We start from the raw sequence: 23,019 nt of genomic DNA on the forward strand, positions 1-23,019 counted from the left end.
GAACGCGCTGATGTTGCAGCACAACGCCAACCGCATTGCGCCACCTCACGCAAAAGCTGCTGCAATCTTTTGCATGAACATTTCCAATTAAGTCGATTTTTACTTTGCCGGGTCAATGTGGCGCCAGTCGGTTGTTTAGTCCCGCGTCGCCGACAGCGTCGCCTGAGTCAGAGTTCTTGAGTCATGGTAGTGTCGCGTCGCGGGGCGTCTGCAAGGGCGCCCCGCACTAAATTTGAGAGTGCCCCGTCGAGCCACATCGTCATTGGCGATTGCGTGGCCGAGTTGTCGAAGCTTCAGGCCGGCTCGGTCGACCTGGTGTTCGCCGACCCTCCCTACAATCTGCAGCTCAAGGGCGATCTCAAGCGTCCCGACGAGTCGCATGTCGATGCCGTCAACGACGACTGGGACAAGTTCTCGTCGTTCGCCGCCTATGATGATTTCACCCGCGCCTGGCTCCTGGCCTGCCGCCGCGTGATGAAACCGTCGGCCACGCTGTGGGTGATCGGCTCCTATCACAACATCTTCCGCGTCGGCGCCATCATGCAGGACCTCGGCTTCTGGCTCCTGAACGACATCGTGTGGCGCAAGTCGAATCCGATGCCGAATTTCCGCGGCCGCCGCTTCACCAACGCGCACGAGACCATGATCTGGGCCGCGCGCGACGAGAAGGCCAAGGGCTACACCTTCAACTATGAAGCGCTGAAGGCCTCCAACGAGGACGTGCAGGCGCGCTCCGACTGGCTGATCCCGCTGTGCACCGGTGAGGAGCGCCTGAAGGGCGACGACGGCAAGAAGGTGCATCCGACCCAGAAGCCCGAGCAGCTGCTCGCCCGCGTGCTGCTGTCGTCGTCGAAGCCCGGCGACCTCGTGATCGATCCGTTCAACGGCACCGGCACCACCGGCGCCGTCGCCAAGCGCCTCGGCCGCAACTATATCGGCTTCGAGCGCGACCGAACCTATGCCGCCGCAGCCGAAGCCCGCATCGCCGCGATCGAACCGCTGCCGGAGGCGACGCTCGCCCCGTTCATGACCGCGCGCGAGGCGCCCCGCGTGGCATTCTCCGAACTGATCGAGCGCGGCATGATCGTACCCGGTACCAAATTGGTCGACGCCAAGAAGCGCCATGGCGCGCTGGTGCGCGCCGACGGCGCCATCATGCTCGGCGACAAGGTCGGCTCGATCCACCGCATCGGCGCGGTCGCGCAGGGCGCCGGCGCCTGCAACGGCTGGACCTTCTGGCACGTCGAGACCAAGACCGGCCTCAGGCTGATCGACGAGCTGCGTGCCGAGATCCGCTCCGAGATGGCGGCGGGCTGAGCAAGCCGCACTGACTCTCCACTCGTCATTCCCCGATGCGCGATTGCGCATCGGAGGGCTCGCCGCTTGGCGGCGGCCCGACGCATGGAGAAAGATGACGCCCGCCGACCCGCGCGCTGCGCGCCCCTGCTTCACAAACTCGTCGCTTGCGCCGTGCAGCGAATTTTGCGCATGAGGGACGCTACGGCTTTTCCCGCCGTGTCCCGATCTCGCCGGCCACAAGAACCAAGGGAGTCCCCTTCATGATCAAATTCTATTTCAATGGCGCACCGAACCCGAACAAGGTTGCGCTCTTCCTGGAAGAATCCGGCCTGCCGTTCGAGGCGATCCCGGTCGACACCCGCAAAGGTGAGCAGTTCGCGCCGGAGTTCCTGAAGGTCAACCCGAACGGCAAGGTGCCGGCGATCGACGATGACGGCGTGCTGGTATTCGATAGCAACGCCATCCTGCTTTACCTCGCCGAGGAGAACGGCAAATTCCTGCCCGCCAACACCCCGGCCAACCGCGCCGCGACGCTGTCCTGGCTGATGTTCATCGCGACCGGCCTCGGCCCGTATTCCGGCCAGGCCGTGCACTTCAAGCATTTCGCGCCGAAGGACCTCGACTACGCCAACAATCGTTACCAGTACGAGGCGAACCGCCACTACAAGATCCTCGACGATCACCTCGCGAAGTCCCGCTACATGGTCGGCGACAGCTACACGATCGTCGACATGGCGTTCTGGGGCTGGGCGCGGATGGCGCCGTTCGTGCTCGGCGAGGAGAACTACGCGAAATATCCCAACGTGAAGCGCCTGGTCGACGAGATCTCGGCGCGGCCGGCCGCGGCTCGCGCCATCGCGCTGAAGGACAAGCACAGCTTCAAGGCCGAGATGGACGACGAAGCCCGCGGCATCATGTTCGGCCACCTCAAGAACAAGGTGGCGTAAGCAGTCCCCGATGCTGCGCGGGGTGGGCGCGCGGACGCGTCGCTCACCCCGCGCATTTTCGCTACGGCGGCCAGTACAGGCCGTGATCGCGCCGGCGATGATGAGAGACATCGGCGCCGCAGACGCCGATGTCCTGCAACTCCCGCTCGCTCATCGCAGCGAGCCGCCGCCACGAACGCCGGTTCTCGCGCCATTGCCTGAACCAGACCAGTGCCGCCAACGCGGCCGCCAACGGCTCAACCCGCCGCGCGAACCTCGGTCGACGGAAACGGACCGAGCGCCCTCTCGGTCAAGACCGAGTCGCAATATTCCCGCACCTCCTTGATCCGACCGCCGTCGAAGCGGAGCACCAGGCAATAGTCGTTGTCGTAGCGCCGGCCTTCCTTGGTGAGACTGTTGCCCTTGGCTTCGACCACCACGATGTCACCGTCGGCAACGATGCGGTTGGCGACGGTGCGGCCGCGCTCCGTCAGCCTCGAACGGACATGGCCGAGCAAATCCTTCAGGATCGACGGCTTGCCGGTGAAGGTGCGCGACCAGGAATATTGCCCGGTCACGGTCCAGATCGCGTCATCGGCGAGGGTTGCTATGAACAACGATTTCTCGCGCACCGCCGGGTCGGGATCGCCGGCGACGGTAAACATCTGCTGCACCAGTTTCTTGTTGTCGGCTGCGCTCATGGCGCGTCTCCTGTGATTGATTGGCTGACATCGAGGCGCTTCGCGTGAAACGCCGTGCCCACCAATCCTGCGGCGGCGACGCGCATTCTTCCAATCGATAGGTGGTATGATATATATTCACCTGATGAATTTGAATTCGCTTGACCTCAATCTGCTGGTCGCGCTCGACGCGCTGCTGCGCGACGGCAGCGTCAGCCGCGCCGCGCTGCGGCTCAACCTATCGCAGCCGGCGACCAGCCATGCGTTGCAGCGGCTGCGCGACCTGATCGGCGATCCGCTGCTGGTGCGCAACGGCGCCCGGATGGAGCTGACGCCGCGGGCACAGGCGCTGCGCTCGCCGCTGGCGCAGGCGCTCGACCAGGTGCGCACGCTGTTCGTGGCGGACGATTTCGACGCCGCACGCAGCGACCGGCACTTCCGCCTGATGATGCCCGACCTCGCGGTCGAGCTCCTGATGCCGCGGCTGATGGAGAAGGTGACCCGGCTGGCGCCGAACGTCACCATCGACGTGGTACCGTGGCGGAGCTCGACGATCTTCACGCCGGACTTCGCCCGCACCATCGATCTCGTGATCTCGATCGGCAACTCCTTCAAGGGCTTTCACCGCCAGCGGCTCTACACCGACATCGATGCGCTCGCGGTGCGCCGCGGCCATCCCGTCGGCACCAAGCTCAGGAAGCGCGAGGCGTTCCTCGCCGCACGCCATGTCGCCGTGATCATCCGCGGCCACAACGAGGATCTGATCGACACCTGGCTGCGCGCCAAGGGCATCGAGCGGCGGATCGCGCTGGTGGTGCCGGGCTATATCGAGGCGCTGCACGTCACCGCACGCACCGACCTCGTCGCCTTCGTGCCGCACCGGCTGATCGCGGCGCTGTCGAAGCAATTGTCGCTGATGATCGTGACGCCGCCGCTCGATCCCGGGATCGACGAGCAGTACATGTTCTACCCGACCCGGGCGCAGATGGACCCGGGCTCGATCTGGCTGCGCAAGCTGATGCTGGAGACCGGACGGGAGTTGGAGACGGGGAAGGTGTAGAGGTCCTAACTTTATCCTCACGTCGTCCCGGCGAAGGCCGGGACCCATAACCCCAAATCTTCGTATGGCACGACGCCGGGCCACAGCCCTGTCAAACGTCTAGCAGTGGTGGTTATGGGTCCCGGCCTTCGCCGGGACGACAACGAGGTATGACGACCGCTCCGCCCTACGCCCTCTGCTCCGCCAGCACCTTCTGCACCGCCGGGCGGCTCTCCATCGCCGCGCGGTGCGCCTTGACCTTGGGCAAGGTCGCGATGTCGACACCGTCGCCGTCGAGCCAGAGGGTGAGCGTGTAGAGATAGGCATCGCCGACGGTGTAGTTCTCGCCCATCACCCACGGCCCCCTGAGCATGTCGCGCTCGATCAGGTTGAAGCAGGCGCCCATGGTCTTCGGGATCATCGCCTTCATGTCGGCGAACGAGCTCTCCTGGGTCGCCCAGCGCGCGCCACGCATCTTGTGGGCGTGACAGACATGCACCGTCGAGCAGAGATAGGAATTGAACGACTGTAGCCGGGCGAATGCGAAGGCGTCGTCGAGCGGCGCAAGCTTCGCCTGCGGATAGGTCTGCGCGATATAGGCCAGCATCGCCGGCGTCTCGGTCAGCACGCCGTGCTCGGTCACCAGCGTCGGCACCCGGCCCTTCGGATTGATCTTGAGATATTCCGGGCTGTTCTGCTGGTTGTTCTTGAAGTCGAGCCGCTCGACCGTATAGGGCGCGCCGGCTTCGGCCAGCGCGATGTGGGAGGCGAGCGCACAGGTGCCGGGGGCGGTGTAGAGCTTGAGCATGTCGTTGTCCTCTGCGGGCCTTGTCGGTTCGTGGCGAACCCGGCCGTTGCCTTTTTATGAGATGCGGCGGACGTTAGCGGCACCACCCCTCGCCGTCCACCCCGCGCGGTGCCGCGGACTTGCCCGCGGCGGGGCCGCCATGCGAAGACCATGGCCAATCGAGAGGGCCTTTCATGACTGTACTCATTGCAGGTGGCGGAATTGGCGGGCTGACGCTGGCGCTCAGCCTGCATCAGATCGGCGTGCCCTGCCGCGTGTTCGAAAGCGTGCCGGAGCTGCGGCCGCTCGGCGTCGGCATCAACGTGCTGCCGCATGCGGTGCGCGAACTGATCGAGCTCGGCCTCCACGACGTGCTCGACGCGACCGCCGTGCGCACGCGCGAGCTCGCCTATTTCTCCAAGCACGGCAAGCCGATCTGGAGCGAACCACGCGGGCTCGAGGCCGGCTACAAATGGCCGCAATTCTCGATCCATCGCGGCCGCTTGCAGCAACTGCTGCTTGATGCCGCCACCGAACGGCTGGGACGCGACAACATCCTGACCAGCCATCACCTCACCGGCTGGACCGAGACCGCCGACGGTGTCCGCGCCGAGTTCATCGACAAGGCAACCGGCAAGCCGGCGGACAGCCATGACGGCGCGGTGCTGATCGCCGCCGACGGCATCCATTCGGCGGTGCGCGAGAAGCTCTATCCGCAGGAGGGTCCGCCGATCTGGAACGGCCGCATCCTGTGGCGCGGCATCACGCGGGCGAACGCCTTCCTGACCGGCCGCACCATGATCATGGCCGGGCACGAGACATTGAAATTCGTCTGCTACCCGATCTCGAAGGAGGCCGGCGCCGACGGCAAGTTCGACATCAACTGGGTCGCCGAGCGGCACATGCCGCCGACCTATCAATGGCGCCGCGAGGACTATAACCGCACTGCGAAGCTCGACGAGTTCCTGCCCTGGTTCGAGACCTGGAACTTCGACTGGCTCGACGTGCCCGGCCTGATCCGGAACTGCCCGCATGCCTACGAATATCCGCTGGTCGATCGCGATCCGATCCCGCAATGGACCTTCGGCCGCGTCACGCTGATGGGCGACGCCGCGCATCCGATGTACCCGATCGGCTCCAACGGCGCCTCGCAGGCCATCCTGGATGCGCGCACGCTGACGCGCGAGATCCTGGCGCATGGCCCGACGCAGGCGGCGCTGTCAGCCTATGAGGCCGAGCGGCGGCCGGCGACGACCGATCTCGTGATGCTGAACCGCCGCAACGGCCCGGAACAGGTGATGCAGCTGGTCGAAGAGCGCGCGCCCGATGGCTTCAGGATCGTCACCGAGGTGCTGTCGCAACAGGAGCTGGAAGACATCGCTGCCAACTACAAGCGCGTCGCCGGCTTCCAGGTCGAGGGCCTGAACGCCAAGCCGCCGATCGTGCAGCGGGCGGGCTCATACAATCTATCCCCGTCATCCTGAGGAGCGCGTAGCGCGTCTCGAAGGATGCACGGCCCGGCCGGTGGCCGTCGACCCTTCGAGACGCGCGCGAGATCCGCGCTCCTCAGCGTGACGGAATTGGGTGGAGCGCAAGTGGCGCTACCGCAGCACCCGCGCCGCTTCCACCAGGCGGATGCTGCTGCTCGCGGTCGCGAGCAAGGTGCCGTCGGCGGCGGTGAGCCGGCCCTCGACGAAGGCGATGGTCTTGCCGAGCTGGGTCACCGTCGCCTCGCCGGTGATCGGTCCGGGCTTGGCCGGCGCCAGGAAGTTCACGGTCATCGAGATGGTCGTGGTGAACAGCCTGCCCTCGGTCATCACGAACACCGCCGGCCCCATCGTGTCGTCGAGCATCGAGGACAGCATGCCGCCCTGGACGAAGCCGGCGGGATTGCAGAACTCCGGCTTGCCGTCGAAGACGATCTTGATCCAGCCGTCCTGCGGGCGGGCATCGACAAGCTGCCATCCCAGCAATTTGGCACAGGGCGGTTTCGGAATCTGGTCGAGCGCGGTTGCGATCATGGCGGCCTCCGTTGTGACGGAGGTCGTAGCCGGTCGCTGCTGCCAGCATGGTGTCAGCAGGTCAGAGATCGAGGCCGTGGGCGACCACCTTGCGCATCACATTCGGAAACGCCTCGCCATCGAGGGTTGCCACCGGCACCCAGCGCATGCCCTCCGGCGCGCGGGTCCGCGGCGGCACACTGGCGGTGTAGACGACGAGTTCGAGCGGGAAGTGGGTGAAGACGTGGCTGACGATGCCGGCCTTGCGGTGCCAGCGTATGACGCCCCTGAGCTCCGGGGCCTGCGCCAGCGCGGCGGCCTCCTCCTGCCCGGCCAGCCATTGCGATCCCGGCACTTCGGTCATTCCGCCGAGCAGGCCCTTTTCCGGGCGCGAGCGCACCAGCAGTTCGCTGCCCCGCGTCACCACGAAGGCGGCGCCACGGCGCAGCGTCCCGGTCTTTTTCGGCGCCTTGCGCGGAAATGTCTCCTGGTCGCCGCGGATGCGGCCGGCGCAATCGTTATTCAGCGGACATAATGCACAGGCCGGTTTCTTCGGCGTGCAGATCGTGGCGCCCAGATCCATCAATGCCTGCGCACTGTCGCCGGCACGCGCCGGGCCAAGCAACGTCGCGGCCATCTCCTTGATCAGCGGCTTGGCCTGCGGCAGCGCCTCCTCGATGGCGTAGAGCCGGCTGACCACGCGCTCGATATTGCCGTCCACCGGCATGGTGCGGCGGTCGAATGCGATCGCGGCGATCGCAGCCGCGGTGTAGGGCCCGATCCCGGGCAACTCGCGCAGGCCCTCTTCGGTGTCCGGAAAAGCCCCGGCATGATCGCCTAGCACCGCGACCGCGCAGGCGTGCAAATTGCGCGCCCGTGAATAATAGCCGAGCCCGGCCCACATCCTCAGGACATCGTCAAGCGACGCGCGGCCGAGCGCGGTGACGTCTGGCCAGCGCGCCAGGAACTTCTCGAAATACGGCCCGACCGCCCGCACCGTGGTCTGCTGCAGCATGATCTCCGACAGCCACACCCGGTACGGATCCGCCCGCTCCCCGGCCTTCGCGCGCCACGGCAGCGTCCGGCGATGCCGGTCATACCACGCAAGCAGCCGCGCCGGGCGATCGGCGGGCTGTTCGGTCGATTTGGTCATGGCGGCCGTGCGAGAGCTCATGGACGTATCTTAAGGCAAATCCCACCACGTCATGCCCGGGCTCGACCCGGGCATCCACGTCTTTCTTTGCGTGGCCCGGAAGCGTCACCACATTGATGAACACGGTTTCAGCGGCGTCGCCACCGCACTATAACCCTCCCATGTCCAAACCCGGCCCGATCAGCGCAAAGCCCCTGTCGATCCTGCTCAGCGACGTCTTCAAGGACGCCTATGCCAAGCAGGGCTTTGCCGCGCGCGAACTGGTGACGCGCTGGACCGAGATCGCCGGCGACCGGATCGCGCCCTATTGCGAGCCCATGAAGATACAATGGCCGCGCCCCGTCGAAGGGCAGCCGCAGGAGCCGGCGACGCTGGTGCTGCGGGTCGAGGGGCCGATGGCGCTGGAGATCCAGCATTCCTCCGACGTCATCCTGGAACGGGTCAACCGGTTCTTCGGCTGGCACGCGGTCGGCCGCCTGACCATCCGGCAGGCCCCGCTGTCGCGCCGCAGCCGCCCGGCGCGGCCGCGCCCGCCTGACGCCAAGAGCGTGGCCCGGGAGGCGGCAAACCTCGCCGCCGTGGAGGACGACGAGCTGCGCGCGGCGCTGGCCCGGCTGGGCGCCACGATCAAGCGAAATTGACGCTTTTCGATGGCGCTGCCGCAAGTCCCCGGCATTGCCACAATGGTCGTTTCAAGCTAGCGAAGGCTTCTTTTCGGGACCCCTTCATTCTGGCGTGAACGCGCCAATCCGGGAGCTGACCTTGATCATCACGCGCCGCGCTTTCAACACCGCTCTCTCGCTGACCGGCCTGGCCGCCCTCGCCGGCCTGTCGCCGCTGCGCCTGATCTCGGACGCATTCGCGCAGACCGCCGCCGAGGTCGCCAAGCCGCAGTCGCTGCCGGACATGGGCCTCGGCCCGCAGGACGCCAAGGTGACGATCGTCGAATACGCCTCAATGACCTGCCCGCATTGCGCCAATTTCAATGAGACCGTGTTCCCGAAGATCAAGTCGACCTACATCGACAGCGGCAAGGTCCGTTACGTGTTCCGCGAATTCCCGCTCGACATCAAGGCCGCCGCCGGCTCGATGCTGGCGCGCTGCATCGCCAAGGACGACGCGCCGAAATACTTCACCGTGATCGACCTGCTGTTCCGCCAGCAGAACGACTGGGTGATGAAGAACACCACCGAGACGCTGACCCGGATCGGCAAGCAGGCTGGCCTTAGCCAGCAGCAGGTCGAGGACTGCCTGAAGGATCAGAAGCTGCTCGACAAGATCGCCGCCGACCAGAAGTACGCCAACGAGGTGCTGAAGGTGAATTCGACGCCGACCTTCTTCATCAATGGCGAAGTGCTGAAGGGCGAGACCTCGTTCGAGGAATTCAGCAAGCACATCGACCCGCTGCTGAAGAGCTGATCACGCGCCTTCCGAATCCGACGTCATCGTGCCCCGCGTTCGCGCCGGGCACGATAGTTGTGGATGACTTGCGATCACGGCATGCAGCGGTCGCATTATTTCGTTGTTGAAAACCTGATTCGCGCGATGCGAATCTTCAGGGACGTGCAGCGAGGGCAAAACCCCTGCAAATCCCTTGGGAAAAGCTGGGTCAAGCGGTTGCCCTGACGCGCGGGCATCGCCATTGTCGCCGCTCATGAGAGCTGCACGCAGCTATTCACCCCAGACACCGACATTGCCATCCATGGTACTGTCACGGCAGGGAGATTCGCGCCCGGCCAAGCGAGATTTGTGTACATGAAGCTCACGCGCCTCCGCCTGCACGGTTTCAAGTCGTTCGTTGAACCCACCGATTTCATGATCGAGCCGGGCCTGACCGGCGTCGTCGGACCGAACGGCTGCGGCAAATCCAATCTCGTCGAAGCGCTGCGCTGGGCGATGGGCGAGACCTCGCACAAATCGCTGCGCGCCGCCGACATGGATGCAGTGATCTTCGCCGGTTCCGGCAACCGTCCGGCGCGCAACCACGCCGAAGTCGTGATGACGATCGACAATTCCGATCGCTCGGCGCCGGCCGCCGTCAACGACAGCCAGCTGCTCGAAATCTCCCGCCGCATCGAGCGCGAGGCTGGCTCGGTCTATCGTATCAATGGCCGCGACGTGCGCGCCCGCGACGTGCAGATCCTGTTCGCCGACGCCGCCACCGGCGCGCGTTCTCCGGCCCTGGTCCACCAGGGCAAGATCGGCGAGATCATCCAGGCCAAGCCGGAGCAGCGCCGCCGCGTGCTGGAAGACGCCGCCGGCGTGGCCGGTCTGCATGCCCGCCGTCACGAGGCGGAACTGCGGCTCAAGGCGGCCGAAACCAACCTGACCCGCGTCGAGGACGTGATCGGCCAGCTCACCGGCCAGATGGAAGGCCTGAAGAAGCAGGCCCGCCAGGCGATCCGCTATCGCGAGGTCGCGGCCAAGGTGCGCAAGTCCGAAGCCATGCTGTTCCACCTGCGCTGGATCGGGGCCAATGCCGACGTCAACGACGCCGCGCAGAACCATGATCTCGCCGTGCGCGAGATGGCCGAGCGCACCCAGCATCAGGCCGAAGCCGCGCGCATCCAGGCGATCCGTGCCACCGAACTGCCGGCGCTGCGCGATGCCGAGGCGCGCGCCGCCGCCGGCCTACAGCGCCTGACCAATGCGCGCGAGATGCTCGACCGCGAGGAGCAGCGTGCCAAGGAGCGCGTCGGCGAGCTCGACCGCCGCCTCACCCAGTTCGCCCAGGACATCGCGCGCGAGCAGCAGCAGACCTCCGACGCCGACATCGCGTTGCAGCGCCTCGACACCGAAGACGCGGAACTGAAGGAAGAGATCAAGTCGCGGGTCGAGAAGCGCTCCGGCGTCGACGAGCGCGTCTCGGAGGCCGAGGAGATCCTGGCCGCCACCGAGCGCCAGTTCTCCGAGCTGACCACGCAGCTCGCCGATCTCACCGCCAAGCGCAACCAGCTCGAAGCCGGCGTCCGCACCCATCGCGATCGGCTGGCGCGGCTGGATCAGGAGATCGCCAGCGTCCAGGCCGAGGAGTCCAAGCTCGCACAGGAGACCGGCAATCTCGGCGACATCGACGCGCTCGCCGCCGCCATGGAGATGGCGCAGCAGACGCTCGCCGAATCCGAGGCCGCCGTGCAGTCCAGCGAGGCGCATCACGCCGCCGCGCGGCAGACGCTGGAAGCCTCCCGCAATCCGCTCGCCGAGGCGGAGAAGCGCGTGCAGCGGCTCGAGACCGAAGCCCGCACCATCTCCAAGCTGGTCACCAGCGAAACCAAGAATCTGTGGCCGCCGATCATCGACGGCATCACCGTCGCCAAGGGGTATGAGAAGGCGATCGGCGCCGTGCTCGGCGACGACCTCGATGCGCCGGTGGATTCCTCGGCGCCGATGCGCTGGACCAATGTCGGCGAAGCTGCCGAGGATCCTGCGCTGCCCGATGGCGTCGAGCGGCTGGCCGATCACGTCCAGGCCCCGCCGGAACTGGCGCGCCGCCTCGCGCAGATCGGCGTGATCGCCAAGGAGCGCGGCGCCGCACTGGTGTCGCAGCTGAAGACCGGCCAGCGGCTGGTGTCGCTCGAAGGCGACGTCTGGCGCTGGGATGGCTTCGTCGCCGACGCGCATGCCCCGACCGGCGCAGCCCGCCGCCTCGCCGAGCGCGCCCGCCTGGTCGACATCGAGCATGAGCTGGAACAGGCCCGCATCGATGCTGCCGCCAAGCGCCAGGCGCTGGAGACGGCCGAGGAAGAACTGCGCTCTGCCGCGGCAGCCGAGGGCGCCTCGCGCGAAGCCGTGCGCGCCGCCCGGCGCGAGACCGATGCCGCGCGCGAGCGCCATGCCGCGACCGAGCGCGAGATCAATCGCCATGCCGCGCGCAAATCGGCGCTAACCGAGGCCCACAGCCGCGTTGCCGCCGACCGTGCCGAGGCCGAAGCCGCGCATGAGAGCGCTGCTGCGGCGCTCGCCGAATTGCCGCCGGGTGTCGAGACCGAGGCCCAGCTCGCCGCAGTGCGCTCCGAGATCGACAACCAGCGCCGGGCCGCGGCGCAAGTCCGCGCCGAGGCGCAGGCACTGGCCCGTGAGGCCGAGCTCGCCGACCGCCGCGTGCAGGCGATCCTCGCCGAGCGCAACGAGTGGCAGACCCGCAAGACCAGCGCCGCCTCGCAGCTCGGGACGATCGAGGCACGCATCGCCGAGGTGTCGATCGAGCGCGAAGAGCTCGCCAACGCGCCGGAAGTGTTCGCCGAGAAGCGCAGCGCACTGATCACGGAGATCGAGCACGCCGAGGGCGATCGCCGCATCGCCGCCGATGCGCTGGCAAGCGCCGAAGCCGCGATGGCAGAAACCGACCGCGTCGCCAAGGCCACGCTCGAAGCCCTCTCCTATTCCCGCGAGGCCACCGCGCGCGCCGAGGAACGCATGGAAGGCACCCGCCGCCGCCTCGCCGATATCGAGCGCGAGATCCACGACATGCTCGAGGTCGAGCCGAGCGCGGTGGTCGCCATGGCCGAGATCGAGCCGGGCGCGGAGCTGCCGCCGGTCGGCCAGGTCGAGGAAGAGCTCGAGAAGCTGCGCCGCGACCGTGAGCGGCTCGGCGCCGTCAACCTGCGCGCCGAGGAAGAGCTCAAGGAAGTCGAGACCCAGCACACTGCGCTGACCACCGAACGCGACGACCTGGTCGAGGCGATCAAGCGGCTGCGCCAGGGCATCCAGAGCCTCAACCGCGAAGCCCGCGAGCGGCTGCTGACCTCGTTCGAGACCGTCAACAACCACTTCAAGCGGCTGTTCACCGAGCTGTTCGGCGGCGGCGAAGCGGCGCTGCATCTGATCGAGAGCGACGATCCGCTGGAAGCCGGCCTCGAGATCATCGCCAAGCCGCCCGGCAAGAAGCCGCAGACGCTGTCGCTGCTCTCGGGCGGCGAGCAGGCGCTGACGGCGCTCTCGCTGATCTTCGCGGTGTTCCTCACCAACCCGTCGCCGATCTGCGTGCTGGACGAAGTCGACGCGCCGCTCGACGACCACAACGTCGAACGGTTCTGTAGCCTGCTGCATGAAATGACCGGCTCGACCGACACGCGCTTCATCATCATCACGCACAATCCGATCACGATGGCGCGGATGAACCGGCTGTTCGGCGTCACCATGGCCGAACGCGGCGTGTCGCAGCTGGTCTCGGTCGACCTGCAAGGCGCAGTGGACATCCTCGACCAGAACGTGGCGTAGGGTTGCCACGGAGTTTTTGGGCGCAAGCGTCTCAGCGTCGTCATTGCGAGGAGCGTAGCGACGAAGCAATCCATGCCTCAGCAAGCGGGTGATGGATTGCTTCCGCCTTCGCCGAAAGGCTTCGGCGGACAAGTCGCCCCGCTCGCGATGACGTGCGATAATCGGTCGTATGACCTCACCTGATCTCCCTGTCGAACTGCGCGCCGCGCTCAACGCCCGGCTCGTCGGCCTGTCGCGCAATGACGCCGCCGGCCGCGCCGCTGCGATCTCGCGGACCTATCGCGAAGGCGGCAACTCAAGGACGATCAGGACCGAGACCGATGCACTGGCCTACGCACTGGCGCGGATGCCTGCGACCTATGCCGCCGTGGTCGCAAGCCTGAATGCGCTGGCGGAGATCAGGCCCGACTTCGCGCCGGCGAGCCTGCTCGATGTCGGCGCCGGCCCGGGAACCGCGACCTGGGCGGCGGCGGAGACCTTTGCCCCGCTGCGCGGCTTCACCCTGCTCGACGCCAACGGCGCGCTACGGACGTTGGCGGTGGAATTGTTTCGCGACAGTGCACGGCTGCACAGCACCAGCTACGAACTCGGCGAGGCCCGCGCCCTGCTCGACAAGGCCGCCCCCGCCGACCTCGTCGTCGCCAGCTACATGATCGGCGAACTCGGCGAGACCGAGCGGACCGCGCTCGCCGATGCGCTGTGGTCGAAAACCCGCGACACGCTGCTGGTCGTCGAACCCGGCACCCCCGCAGGCTACGCGCGGATCATCGCACTGCGCGGCCGACTGATCGCCGCCGGCGCGCATGTCGCCGCCCCCTGCCCGCATGACCGCGGCTGCCCGCTGGTCGCGCCCGACTGGTGCCATTTCTCGCAACGCCTGCAACGCTCGCGCGCGCACAAGCAGGTCAAGGGCGCCGAGCTGCCGTTCGAGGACGAGCGCTTCGCCTATATGGCGCTGAGCCGTGCACCGGTGGCCGCACGGCCGTCGCGGGTGTTGGCGCAGCCGGACGTCGGCAAGGTCGAGATCGCGGTCAAACTATGCACGCCGGAGGACGTATCGGTGACAAGGGTCCCACGCCGCGCCAAAGCCGATTACGCCAGCGCCCGGCGCTGGCGATGGGGCGATGCGGTGCAAATGTCCGACGCTCGTCGTCCCGGCGAAGGCCGGGACCCATAACCCCCGACCCCGATCTTGAAGCGAAGCCGGCGCCGCTTGCGCCCTTTCCACGGGCCGCGGCGTATGGGTCCCGGCCTTCGCCGGGACGACGCAGAACCAGCGGGGCGACGATGTTGAACCAGTTCGCGTCCATCCCCGACCAACCTGTGCCCACCTCTTCGCGGCGGGCTGCCCTGTGCCCCGATCCTGGGTTACGGTGCCGCCGTCTCATCCATCAGGAGCTGCCCTGTCATGTCGACCAGCTGGATCGTTATCGGCGTCATCGTTCTTCTCGTGCTGTTTGCGTTCGGCGCCTACAACCGCCTCGTCGCGCTCAGCCAGCGGGTCGGCCAGGCCTTTGCCGACATCGACGTGCAGCTCAAGCAGCGCCACGACCTGATCCCGAACCTGGTCGAGACCGTGAAGGGCTACGCTTCCCATGAACGCGGCACGCTCGAAGATGTCATCAAGGCGCGCAATTCGGCGATCTCGGCGCAGGGGCCGGCCCAGGTCTCGGCGGCCGAGAACCAGCTCTCCGGCGCGCTCGGCCGGCTGATCGCGCTGTCGGAGGCCTATCCCGACCTCAAGGCCAATGCCAACTTCCAGCAGCTCGCCTCGGAGCTCTCCGACATCGAGAACAAGATCGCCGCCAGCCGCCGCTTCTTCAACAACGCGGTCCAGGAATACAACACCGGCATCCAGCAGATGCCAGCCGCGCTGTTCGCCGGCATGTTCGGCTTCACCCGCAAGGATTTCTTCGACCTCGGCGCCAGCCGCGCCGAAGTCGAGACGGCGCCGAGCGTGAAGTTCTGAGGCGCACAGCGCGCCGGCGAGAGGCTGCTCCGTCATGGCCGCCTATGGTCTCTACACGCACATCGCATCGAACAAGTTTCGTTCGATGCTGCTGCTCGCCGGCCTGTTCCTGCTGATCTACGTGCTGGTCTATGCCGGCGCGCTGGTCGCGGAGGTGATGACCGATAGCGGCCGCACGGTCGACTATTACCTTGCGCGGGCCTGGCGCGACCTGGTCTCGGCCTTCCCGTGGGCGACGATCGCAGCCGTCGCCTGGATCGTGATCGCCTATTTCTTCCACCAGAACATGATCGATGCCGTCACCGGCGGCGAAAGCGTGACCCGGCAGCAAGAGCCGCGGCTCTACAATCTCCTGGAAAATCTCTGCATCTCGCGCGGCATCCCGATGCCGAAGCTGAAGGTGATGGACAGTCCGGCGCTGAATGCATTCGCGGCCGGCCTGAACCGGCGGCAGTATTCCATCACGGTCACCACGGGTCTGCTGAACGCGCTGAACGACCAGGAGATCGAGGCCGTGCTCGGCCACGAGCTGACCCATATCAAGAATGGCGACGTGCAGCTGATGGTGGTCGCCGTGATCATCGCCGGCGTGGTCGGTTTCTTCGGCGAGCTGTTCTTCCGCCTGTTCACAAATCTGTCGTGGAGCGGCGGAGGCTGGTCGTCCTCGTCATCCTCCCGATCGTCGTCATCCTCCTCGGACCGCGACAGCAAGAGCTCGGGCGGCGGCGCGATCATCGTGATCATCATCGCGGTCGCGCTGATCGTGCTGGCCTGGCTGCTGTCGCAGGTGGTCAAGCTCGCGCTGTCGCGGTCGCGCGAATATCTCGCCGATGCCGGATCGGTCGAACTGACGAAGAATCCCGATGCGATGATCTCGGCGCTGCGCAAGATCGAGAACCGCGGCGAGCTGCCGGGCGCCACATCGGCGGTGATGGAACTCTGCGTCGACAATCCGCGCGAAGGTTTCGCCGACCTGTTCGCCACCCATCCGTCGGTGAAGTCCCGGGTCGATGCGCTGGTGAAATATGCCGGCGGCCACGATCCCGGACCGCTGGCGCTGCCGGATGAGACGACGACGCAGGACCAGCCGCCGGTGGCGGGCGACCAGCCTCCGCCGGTGACCCATGGCCCGTGGGGCGACGTGCCGCCGGCGCCGTCGAACAATCCGCCGCCGCTGCCGGGCGTTGGCCCGGCACAGGGACCATTTGGACCGCTTCAGGGACCTTGGGGCCGGCATCGCTGATCGACCCGCACAGGCTTGCGCGCATGTCGCGGCGGAAATCGTCACGCACATGGCCGGATCATGCGCTAGGCACCTCAGTCCATTAAGGAAATCCCTACCAAACCGAATGTGGGCACCTTAAGGAATTGAATTCTCCCTCGTTTCTGCCATGTTCGCGCCCAAAGCAGGTGTGGGGACTTGCCGATCGCCATCGCGATCGGGAGCGCGCTTTTAAGGGATTTCCATGGCAAAACCGGTCGTGATCGTGGTGGGCGCAGACAAGGGCGGGGTCGGCAAGACCACCGTCTCGCGGACGCTCCTGGACTATTTCAGTGCCAATAACGTGCAGACCCGGGCGTTCGACACCGAGTCGCCGCGCGGCACGCTGAAGCGCTTCCATCCTGACATCACCGAGATCGTCGACATGACGACGACCGCGGACCAGATGAAGATCTTCGATACGCTGAACTCGGGACCCGCCGTCACCGTGATCGACGTCCGCGCCGGCCTGCTGTCGCCCGCGCTGGCCTCGCTGCGCGACATCGGTTTCCTCGATGCGGCGCGCTCCGGCCAGATCACCTTCGCCGTGTTCCACATCCTGGGTCCCTCGATCGCCTCGCTGGACGAGATCGCCGAGACCGCCAACTTCATGACCGGCGCGAAATACTTCCTGGTGAAGAACTTCATCAACGACACCCAGTTCTTCCAGTGGGACCAGGCGACCTACAACTCCTACTTCCACCGCATCAAGGATGCGACCGACCTCACGATCCCCAAGCTCAACGAAATGGCCTATGAGCAGGTCGAGGTCTCGTCGGTCCCGTTCCTGAAGTTCGTGGCGAACAAGGGCATCAACGACGACGCCGCCAACTACTCTTTCGTGCTGCGCGGTTATGTCCGGCACTGGCTCGCCAATGTCTGGAGCGAGTACGACCGGATCAAGCTGACCGACCTGGTCGGCGCCAAGTCGGCCAAGGGCGAAAAATAGTCGCGGCTGCGGCCGCGTTGGGGCTGGATTGGGTAGAAATTTGGCCTGATATAGCGGGCGATGTCATCGACGCCCGTCTACATCATCTGCTCGCCCCGCCCGCAGGTCGGCAAGACGCTGATCGCGCGGCTGCTCGGCGAATTCCTGCTGTTGAAGAACGGCGACGTGGTCTGCTTCGACATCAATCTGAAGGAGCCGTCGCTGCTCGACTATTTGCCGCGGATCACCGAGACCGCCGACGTGATCGACACCTACGGCAAGATGCAGCTGATGGACCGCGTCATCGTCAATGACGGCATCGCCAAGGTGGTCGATCTCGGCTACCACGCCTTCGACGAGTTCTTCAAAATGTGCGACCAGATCGGGCTGATGAAGGAAGCGCTGCGCCGCCGCGTCGCGCCTGTCATCCTGTATGTCGCGGATACCGACCGCGCCTCGGTGCGCGGCTACCAGACGCTGGCCGGCATGATCCCGCCGAACGGGCTCGTCGTGATCGACAATGAATTCGTGGTACGCGGCGAGCTGCCGCCGGTCATGACCGCGAGCCGGGTGCTGCGCTTCCGCGCGCTGCCGGTGTTCCTGAAGACCTATATCGACCGGCTGAATTTCTCCTTCACCGGCTATCTGCGCCAGGAGAAGGATTCCTCGACCGAGCTGCACCAGTGGGTCCGGAGGAACTACACCACGTTCCGGGATCTCGAACTGAGCATGCTGCTGCAACGAGGTTAGCCGTCGTCCCGGCGAAGGCCGGGACGACGTGTGGAGAGAGCGGGGCTAATGCCCCTCGAACGCCATCAGCGTGCGCACGGATACATCCATCGCGCGCAGCTTGGCGGCGCCGCCGAGATCGGGCAGGTCGACGATGAAGCAGGCGGCGACCACATTGGCGCCGATCTGGCGCAGCAGCTTGACCGCGCCCTCCGCGGTGCCGCCGGTCGCGATCAGATCGTCGACCAGGATCACGCGCTCGCCGGGCTGCACGGCATCGGCATGCATCTCCATCTCGTCGATGCCGTACTCCAGCGAATAGGCGATCCGCACCGTGGTGTGCGGCAGCTTGCCCTTCTTGCGGATCGGCACGAAGCCGGCCGAAAGCTGATGCGCCACCGCGCCGCCGAGGATGAAACCGCGCGCCTCGATGCCCGCGACCTTGTCGACCTTAGACCCGGCCCAGGGATGCACCAGCTCATCGACCGCCCGGCGGAACGCGCGGGCATCGGCCAACAGCGTCGTGATGTCGCGAAACAGGATGCCCGGCTTCGGGTAGTCCGGGATGGTGCGAACGGTCGCCTTGAGGTCGTGGTCGAAGGTCATTGGTCTCGCAATCCTCAATTGGCCGGCGGACTAAGCCGGAATGCATTCTCGACAATGCGCAGGCCCACCTCGTTGCCGAGCGACATCAGCGATTCCGGATGGAACTGGACGCCGCCGACCGGCAAGGTCTTGTGCTCGATCACCATCGCGACGCCGTCCTCGGTGGTCGCGGTCACCGCCAGTACCTCGGGCACGCTGTCGCGCTCGACATAGAGCGAATGGTAGCGGCCGATCACGATCTCATTGGGCAGATTATGCATCAGCCTGCCGCCACGCACCTGGACCCGCGAGGGACGGCCATGCGCCGGCTGGGCGAGCTGGCCGAGCTCGCCGCCGAAATATTCGCCGATCGCCTGCACGCCGAGGCAGACGCCGAAGATCGGCAGCTTGTCCTGAAGCGCGGTGTCGATGGTCTTCGCGATGCCGAAATCCTCCGGGCGGCCTGGTCCGGGCGACAGCACCAGAAGGTCCCAACCCTTCCGCTTCAGCATGTCCTGGGCATGGATGTGCCTGACCACGGTGACGTTGGCGCCGACCTGGCGGAAGTAATCCGCCAGCATGTGCACGAAGCTGTCGTCGTGGTCGATCAGCAGCACGTTCTTGCCGGAGCCGGTGGCGTCGGGCGCCGAGTCCGACAGCGGCTTCGGCGGATCGCCGCGCAACGCCTGGAACAGCGCCGCCGCCTTGACCTGGCACTCGCGATCCTCGGCCGCCGGATCGGAATCGAACAGGCAAGTGGCGCCGACCCGCACCTCGGCGAGGCCGTCCTTCATGCGGATGGTGCGGATGGTGAGCCCGGTGTTGATGCTGCCATCGAAATTGACGCAGCCGATCGCGCCGGCATACCAGCGCCGCGGCGACCGCTCATGGTCCTCGACGAACTGCATCGCCCAGAGCTTCGGCGCACCGGTCACGGTCACGGCCCAGGCGTGGGTCAGGAAGGCGTCGAGCGAATCGAAGCCCGGCCGCAGCATGCCTTCGACATGGTCGACGGTGTGGAACAGCTTCGAATAGGTCTCGATCTGGCGCCGCGCCAGCACCTTGATGGTGCCGGGCACGCAGACCCGCGCCTTGTCGTTGCGGTCGACGTCGGTGCACATGTTGAGCTCGAACTCGTCTTTTTCCGAGTTCAGCAGCTTGCGGATCTGTTCCGCGTCGTCGATCGAGTCCGAGCCGCGCGCGATGGTGCCCGAGATCGGGCAGGTCTCGACCCGGCGGCCGTCGGAGCGGACGAACATCTCGGGCGAGGCGGAGACCAGGAACTCACCGTCGCCGAGATTCATCAGCGCGCCATAGGGCGACGGGTTGATGCGGCACAGCCGCTGGAACACTTCCGCCGGCGAGCGCTCGCAAGGCTCGGCGAACAGCTGCCCGGGCACCGCCTCGAACAGGTCGCCGCGCGCGAATGCCGCACGCGCGACCTCGACGGTCGCCTGGTATTCACCCGGGGCGTGATCGGCAAAGCCCTGTCGTCCGGCCATTGCATAGAGGCTCGGCGCGGTCTCGTTCGGCTGGCCGGCGGTGGATTTGCCCTTCCACGCGAACTCGTAATTCAACGCCACGCCGCGGCCGGTGGCGCGGTCATAGGCCAGCAGGCGGTCCGGCACGTAGAGCACGATGTCGCGCTGGTCGGCCTCGCGGGCGCGCTTCTGCTTGAGGTCCTCGATCTGGAACACGAGGTCGTAGGCGAAGGCACCGAACAGGCCGAGCAACGGGTCGGCATTGGAGGTGAACGCCGCCACCATGTCGCGCACCAGCGACATCACGCTGGCGCGGCGAGTGCGCTGGTCTTCATCGACCGGCGCCTCGCCGCGGATGATATGGCCGGCGAGCTTTGTGGCGCTGCGCTCCGAGATCACGACGCACGGCTCGCGCAGCACGTCGCCGAGGAAGGCGATCAGCACCTCACCGCGCGGGTTTAGCGCCTGTAGCGAGAAGTCGGTGCCCGAGGTCTCCAGCACCAGCGGCGGATCGGCAAAGCCGAGGTCGAAGCTCTCGTAGCGGCCCGGCACCGTGGTGCCCGAGGACAGCACCACGCCGCGGCGGCGGTCGAGCAATGCGATCAGATCGTCAAGGCGGTTGGCGCCGCCGGTGAACTGTTCGACCACGCGCGCGACCGCGAGGCCGCCATTGGTCAGATACTCGCTCTTGGCCGGCAGGGAGAAGACTGTCCTGTTCATGTGATCCTCTTACGAGACTTGGGAAGAGAGCGCCACACAGGACAAGGGAAGGTACCGTCGCACTGCGATGGCGACCTTCGACGTTTGTGAAAAAAGAAAACGCACCGGCCACCTATGAGAAGGTGGGCCACCAACGACGGGATGGACTGGCGACGGTGCTCATAGCAGTTACACACCACCCGGCGCGGGCCGTGTCAAGGGAGGCCCCGGCGCCCTGCCCCGGACCGGGACGTCATTTTCGGGGTTTGAAGCGACCGGATTCCGCGTAGGATTTGCTGAAATGGCGACCGATCGGCCGCCCAAAAAACAGACAGATGGCGGAGACGCGCAGATGACGATTTTGGGTCTCGGATATGCCGGCTTCGGCTCCGACGCGCTCGACGACTGGCGACAATTCGGCACCGGCCTGGTCGGGTTGCAGGCGGTCGAGCGCGGCAATTCGCTGCTCGCGTTCCGGATGGACGACCGCAAGCAACGCATCGTGATCGACCGCGCGCAGGGCGAAGGCACCAGGTTCTTCGGCTGGGAGGTGGCGGATGCCACAGCCCTCGATGCACTGGCAGCGCGGTTGGAGCAGGCCGGCGTGGCTGTGACCGCCGAGCCGCAGGCGCTCGCGGAGAGCCGGCGGGTGCGCAGCCTGATCTCGTTCCGGGACCCCGCCGGCAACCGGCTCGAGGCATTCCACGGCGCCGAGATCGACGACACGCCGTTCAAGCCGGGCCGCTCGATCTCCGGCTTCCGTACCGGGCCGCTCGGGCTCGGCCATGCCGTGCTGACGGTCGAACGGATCGCGCCGGTCATGAGCTTCTATGTCGATGTGCTCGGCTTCGGCCTCAGCGACTACATCGAAAAGCCGTTCCGCGCCTATTTCTTCCACGTCAATGCGCGGCACCACTCGCTGGCGCTGATCGAGACCGGGACGAACGGCATGCATCATCTGATGGTGGAGCTGTTCTCGCTCGACGATGTCGGCCAAGCCTACGACATCGCGCAGCAGGAAGACCGGGTCAACGTCACGCTCGGCCGTCACACCAATGACCTGATGACGTCGTTCTACGCCAAGACGCCGTCGGCCTTCATGGTCGAGTGCGGCTGGGGCGGCCGCGAGATCGCCCCCGCGAACTGGACGCCGTTCGAGATGCATGACGGTCCGAGCCTGTGGGGCCACGAGCGGGTCTGGCTGTCGCCGGAGGATCGCGCCGTCGCGCGCGAGATGCGGATGCGCGCCGCCACCGAGGGCAAGCGCGCACCGGTGCAGGTGATGGAAGGCAATTTCAGGCTGATGTCGGGCACCTGCCCGTGGTGGGACGGGGTGCGCGGTTCGTAGCACCTGCGTCGTCCCGGCGAAGGCCGGGACCCATAACCACAGGGTGTAGTTGTTTTGGCGCGATGACTGCCAATGCACCCATTACCGCCGCCGCGGCGTAGGGGTCCCGGCTTTTGCCGGGACGACGCGGAGTTTGCGGCTAGCTCGCTTACCCCAGGTGCTTCCGGAAGAACTCGGTCGCGCGGTCCCAGGCCAGTTCCGCGCAGTGGCGGTCGTGCACCGACAGGCGCTGCTCGTTGCCGAAACCGTGCTCGGCATCGTAGCGGAATAGCTCCAGCGACTTGCCCGCGGCCTTCATCCCCTTCTCGAAACCATCGACCAGCGCCGGCGTGCACCAATCGTCCTTGGTGGCGAAATGCCCTTGCAGCGGAATCCGGACGTCCGCGGGCTTCGCCGCCTGCTCCGGCGGAATGCCGTAGAACACCACGCCGGCGGTCAACTCCGGGATCTTGGTGGCGCCGATGATGGTCACCGCGCCGCCGAGGCAGAAGCCGGTGAGACCGACCTTGGCGCCGTTCTTGGCGAGGTACTGCGCGGCGCCGCGCACCGTCTGGGTGGTGGCGTCCATGAAATCGAGCGAGTTCATCTCTTTGCCCGCCGCGTCGGTGTCGTGATACGGCACCACCGTCCCCTTGTAGAGATCGGGCGCCAGCGCATCGAAACCGGCCCGCGCGAAGCGGTCGCACATGCCCTTGATCTGGTCCTGCAATCCCCACCATTCCTGGATCACGACCACGCCCGGCGCATTGCCGCGCGCCGCGTTGGCGAGATAGCCCGACGCTTCCTTGCCGTCCGGACGCTTGAAGTTGATGATCGTACCCATGGGTTCCTCCGCAATGTTTGCCGGCTGATTGACCGGCATTTTGTCCGCACTCGGTGGCGGACGCAATCCATTCGCCGTCATTGCGAGCGCAG

Annotated in this window: 21 protein-coding genes; 13 read left to right on the forward strand and 8 right to left on the reverse strand. The window is 66.3% G+C overall.

Translation table 11 applies throughout. The features are described from left to right. Nucleotides 1-183: 183 nt before the first annotated feature. Both B2W55_RS32605 and B2W55_RS32610 read left to right on the forward strand, forming a co-directional pair. A complete protein-coding gene (locus B2W55_RS32605; protein WP_024580474.1) occupies nucleotides 184-1,317 on the forward strand; it encodes a site-specific DNA-methyltransferase in 1,134 nt (377 codons plus the stop codon). A 242-nt stretch (nucleotides 1,318-1,559) separates the two neighbouring features. After that, on the forward strand, nucleotides 1,560-2,246 hold the full coding sequence (locus tag B2W55_RS32610) for a glutathione S-transferase family protein (RefSeq protein ID WP_024580473.1): 687 nt from the start codon (nucleotides 1,560-1,562) through the stop codon (nucleotides 2,244-2,246). Between the two features lie 61 nt (nucleotides 2,247-2,307). Here the strand turns inward: B2W55_RS32610 and B2W55_RS32615 are convergent, their stop codons facing one another. Next, on the reverse strand, nucleotides 2,308-2,478 hold the full coding sequence (locus tag B2W55_RS32615) for a DUF1127 domain-containing protein (protein ID WP_080891085.1): 171 nt from the start codon (nucleotides 2,476-2,478) through the stop codon (nucleotides 2,308-2,310). A 4-nt stretch (nucleotides 2,479-2,482) separates the two neighbouring features. Then, nucleotides 2,483-2,926 (reverse strand): nuclear transport factor 2 family protein, encoded by a 444-nt coding sequence (locus B2W55_RS32620; RefSeq protein WP_024580472.1) that lies wholly within the window; start codon nucleotides 2,924-2,926, stop codon nucleotides 2,483-2,485. 124 nt (nucleotides 2,927-3,050) lie between these two features. Here B2W55_RS32620 and B2W55_RS32625 point away from each other — a divergent pair, with 124 nt between their 5' ends. After that, nucleotides 3,051-3,965, forward strand: coding sequence for a LysR family transcriptional regulator (locus tag B2W55_RS32625; protein ID WP_024580471.1), 915 nt, complete (start codon nucleotides 3,051-3,053; stop codon nucleotides 3,963-3,965). Between the two features lie 166 nt (nucleotides 3,966-4,131). Here the strand turns inward: B2W55_RS32625 and B2W55_RS32630 are convergent, their stop codons facing one another. Continuing rightward, on the reverse strand, nucleotides 4,132-4,752 hold the full coding sequence (locus B2W55_RS32630) for a glutathione S-transferase family protein (RefSeq protein ID WP_024580470.1): 621 nt from the start codon (nucleotides 4,750-4,752) through the stop codon (nucleotides 4,132-4,134). A 173-nt stretch (nucleotides 4,753-4,925) separates the two neighbouring features. On the opposite strand from B2W55_RS32630, the gene B2W55_RS32635 reads away from it, so the two are divergent. Further along, nucleotides 4,926-6,215: a flavin-dependent oxidoreductase gene (locus B2W55_RS32635; RefSeq protein WP_024580469.1), complete on the forward strand. Its 1,290-nt coding sequence runs from the start codon at nucleotides 4,926-4,928 to the stop codon at nucleotides 6,213-6,215. 117 nt (nucleotides 6,216-6,332) lie between these two features. Here the strand turns inward: B2W55_RS32635 and B2W55_RS32640 are convergent, their stop codons facing one another. Together B2W55_RS32640 and mutY are read right to left on the reverse strand one after the other, a co-directional pair. Next, nucleotides 6,333-6,752 carry a PaaI family thioesterase gene (locus tag B2W55_RS32640; protein ID WP_024580468.1) on the reverse strand — a complete coding sequence of 140 codons (420 nt, stop codon included), beginning with the start codon at nucleotides 6,750-6,752 and terminating at the stop codon, nucleotides 6,333-6,335. Nucleotides 6,753-6,813: 61 nt separating this feature from the next. Further along, on the reverse strand, nucleotides 6,814-7,905 hold the full coding sequence (gene mutY, locus B2W55_RS32645; RefSeq protein WP_024580467.1) for an A/G-specific adenine glycosylase: 1,092 nt from the start codon (nucleotides 7,903-7,905) through the stop codon (nucleotides 6,814-6,816). 140 nt (nucleotides 7,906-8,045) lie between these two features. On the opposite strand from mutY, the gene B2W55_RS32650 reads away from it, so the two are divergent. From B2W55_RS32650 to B2W55_RS32685, 8 genes are all read left to right on the forward strand, one after another. Then, nucleotides 8,046-8,525 carry a DUF721 domain-containing protein gene (locus tag B2W55_RS32650; protein WP_024580466.1) on the forward strand — a complete coding sequence of 160 codons (480 nt, stop codon included), beginning with the start codon at nucleotides 8,046-8,048 and terminating at the stop codon, nucleotides 8,523-8,525. Nucleotides 8,526-8,646: 121 nt separating this feature from the next. Next, entirely contained in the window at nucleotides 8,647-9,303 is a 657-nt protein-coding gene (locus B2W55_RS32655; protein WP_024580465.1) for a DsbA family protein, read from the forward strand. A 336-nt stretch (nucleotides 9,304-9,639) separates the two neighbouring features. Further along, complete coding sequence (gene smc / locus B2W55_RS32660; RefSeq protein ID WP_024580464.1) at nucleotides 9,640-13,104, forward strand: chromosome segregation protein SMC; 3,465 nt, start codon at nucleotides 9,640-9,642, stop codon at nucleotides 13,102-13,104. A 169-nt stretch (nucleotides 13,105-13,273) separates the two neighbouring features. Next, nucleotides 13,274-14,281, forward strand: coding sequence for a small ribosomal subunit Rsm22 family protein (locus tag B2W55_RS32665; protein ID WP_024580463.1), 1,008 nt, complete (start codon nucleotides 13,274-13,276; stop codon nucleotides 14,279-14,281). Between the two features lie 231 nt (nucleotides 14,282-14,512). Further along, nucleotides 14,513-15,073, forward strand: coding sequence for a LemA family protein (locus tag B2W55_RS32670; protein WP_024580462.1), 561 nt, complete (start codon nucleotides 14,513-14,515; stop codon nucleotides 15,071-15,073). A 34-nt stretch (nucleotides 15,074-15,107) separates the two neighbouring features. Continuing rightward, complete coding sequence (locus B2W55_RS32675) at nucleotides 15,108-16,316, forward strand: M48 family metallopeptidase (protein ID WP_024580461.1); 1,209 nt, start codon at nucleotides 15,108-15,110, stop codon at nucleotides 16,314-16,316. A 223-nt stretch (nucleotides 16,317-16,539) separates the two neighbouring features. Continuing rightward, a complete protein-coding gene (locus B2W55_RS32680; protein WP_024580460.1) occupies nucleotides 16,540-17,283 on the forward strand; it encodes a hypothetical protein in 744 nt (247 codons plus the stop codon). Between the two features lie 60 nt (nucleotides 17,284-17,343). Next, entirely contained in the window at nucleotides 17,344-18,012 is a 669-nt protein-coding gene (locus B2W55_RS32685) for a hypothetical protein (protein ID WP_024580459.1), read from the forward strand. 45 nt (nucleotides 18,013-18,057) lie between these two features. Here the strand turns inward: B2W55_RS32685 and B2W55_RS32690 are convergent, their stop codons facing one another. Then, nucleotides 18,058-18,597: an adenine phosphoribosyltransferase gene (locus B2W55_RS32690; protein WP_024580458.1), complete on the reverse strand. Its 540-nt coding sequence runs from the start codon at nucleotides 18,595-18,597 to the stop codon at nucleotides 18,058-18,060. A 14-nt stretch (nucleotides 18,598-18,611) separates the two neighbouring features. Beyond that, entirely contained in the window at nucleotides 18,612-20,777 is a 2,166-nt protein-coding gene (locus B2W55_RS32695) for an anthranilate synthase component I (RefSeq protein WP_024580457.1), read from the reverse strand. 331 nt (nucleotides 20,778-21,108) lie between these two features. On the opposite strand from B2W55_RS32695, the gene B2W55_RS32700 reads away from it, so the two are divergent. Further along, on the forward strand, nucleotides 21,109-22,104 hold the full coding sequence (locus B2W55_RS32700) for a VOC family protein (protein ID WP_024580456.1): 996 nt from the start codon (nucleotides 21,109-21,111) through the stop codon (nucleotides 22,102-22,104). Between the two features lie 148 nt (nucleotides 22,105-22,252). Here B2W55_RS32700 and B2W55_RS32705 read toward each other — a convergent pair whose 3' ends face one another. Further along, nucleotides 22,253-22,927, reverse strand: a complete 675-nt coding sequence (locus B2W55_RS32705; RefSeq protein WP_024580455.1) for a dienelactone hydrolase family protein — start codon at nucleotides 22,925-22,927, stop codon at nucleotides 22,253-22,255. Nucleotides 22,928-23,019: the final 92 nt, after the last annotated feature.

Origin of the sequence: Bradyrhizobium sp. UBA2491 (assembly GCF_002341725.1) — a bacterium.
Taxonomy (GTDB): domain Bacteria; phylum Pseudomonadota; class Alphaproteobacteria; order Rhizobiales; family Xanthobacteraceae; genus Bradyrhizobium.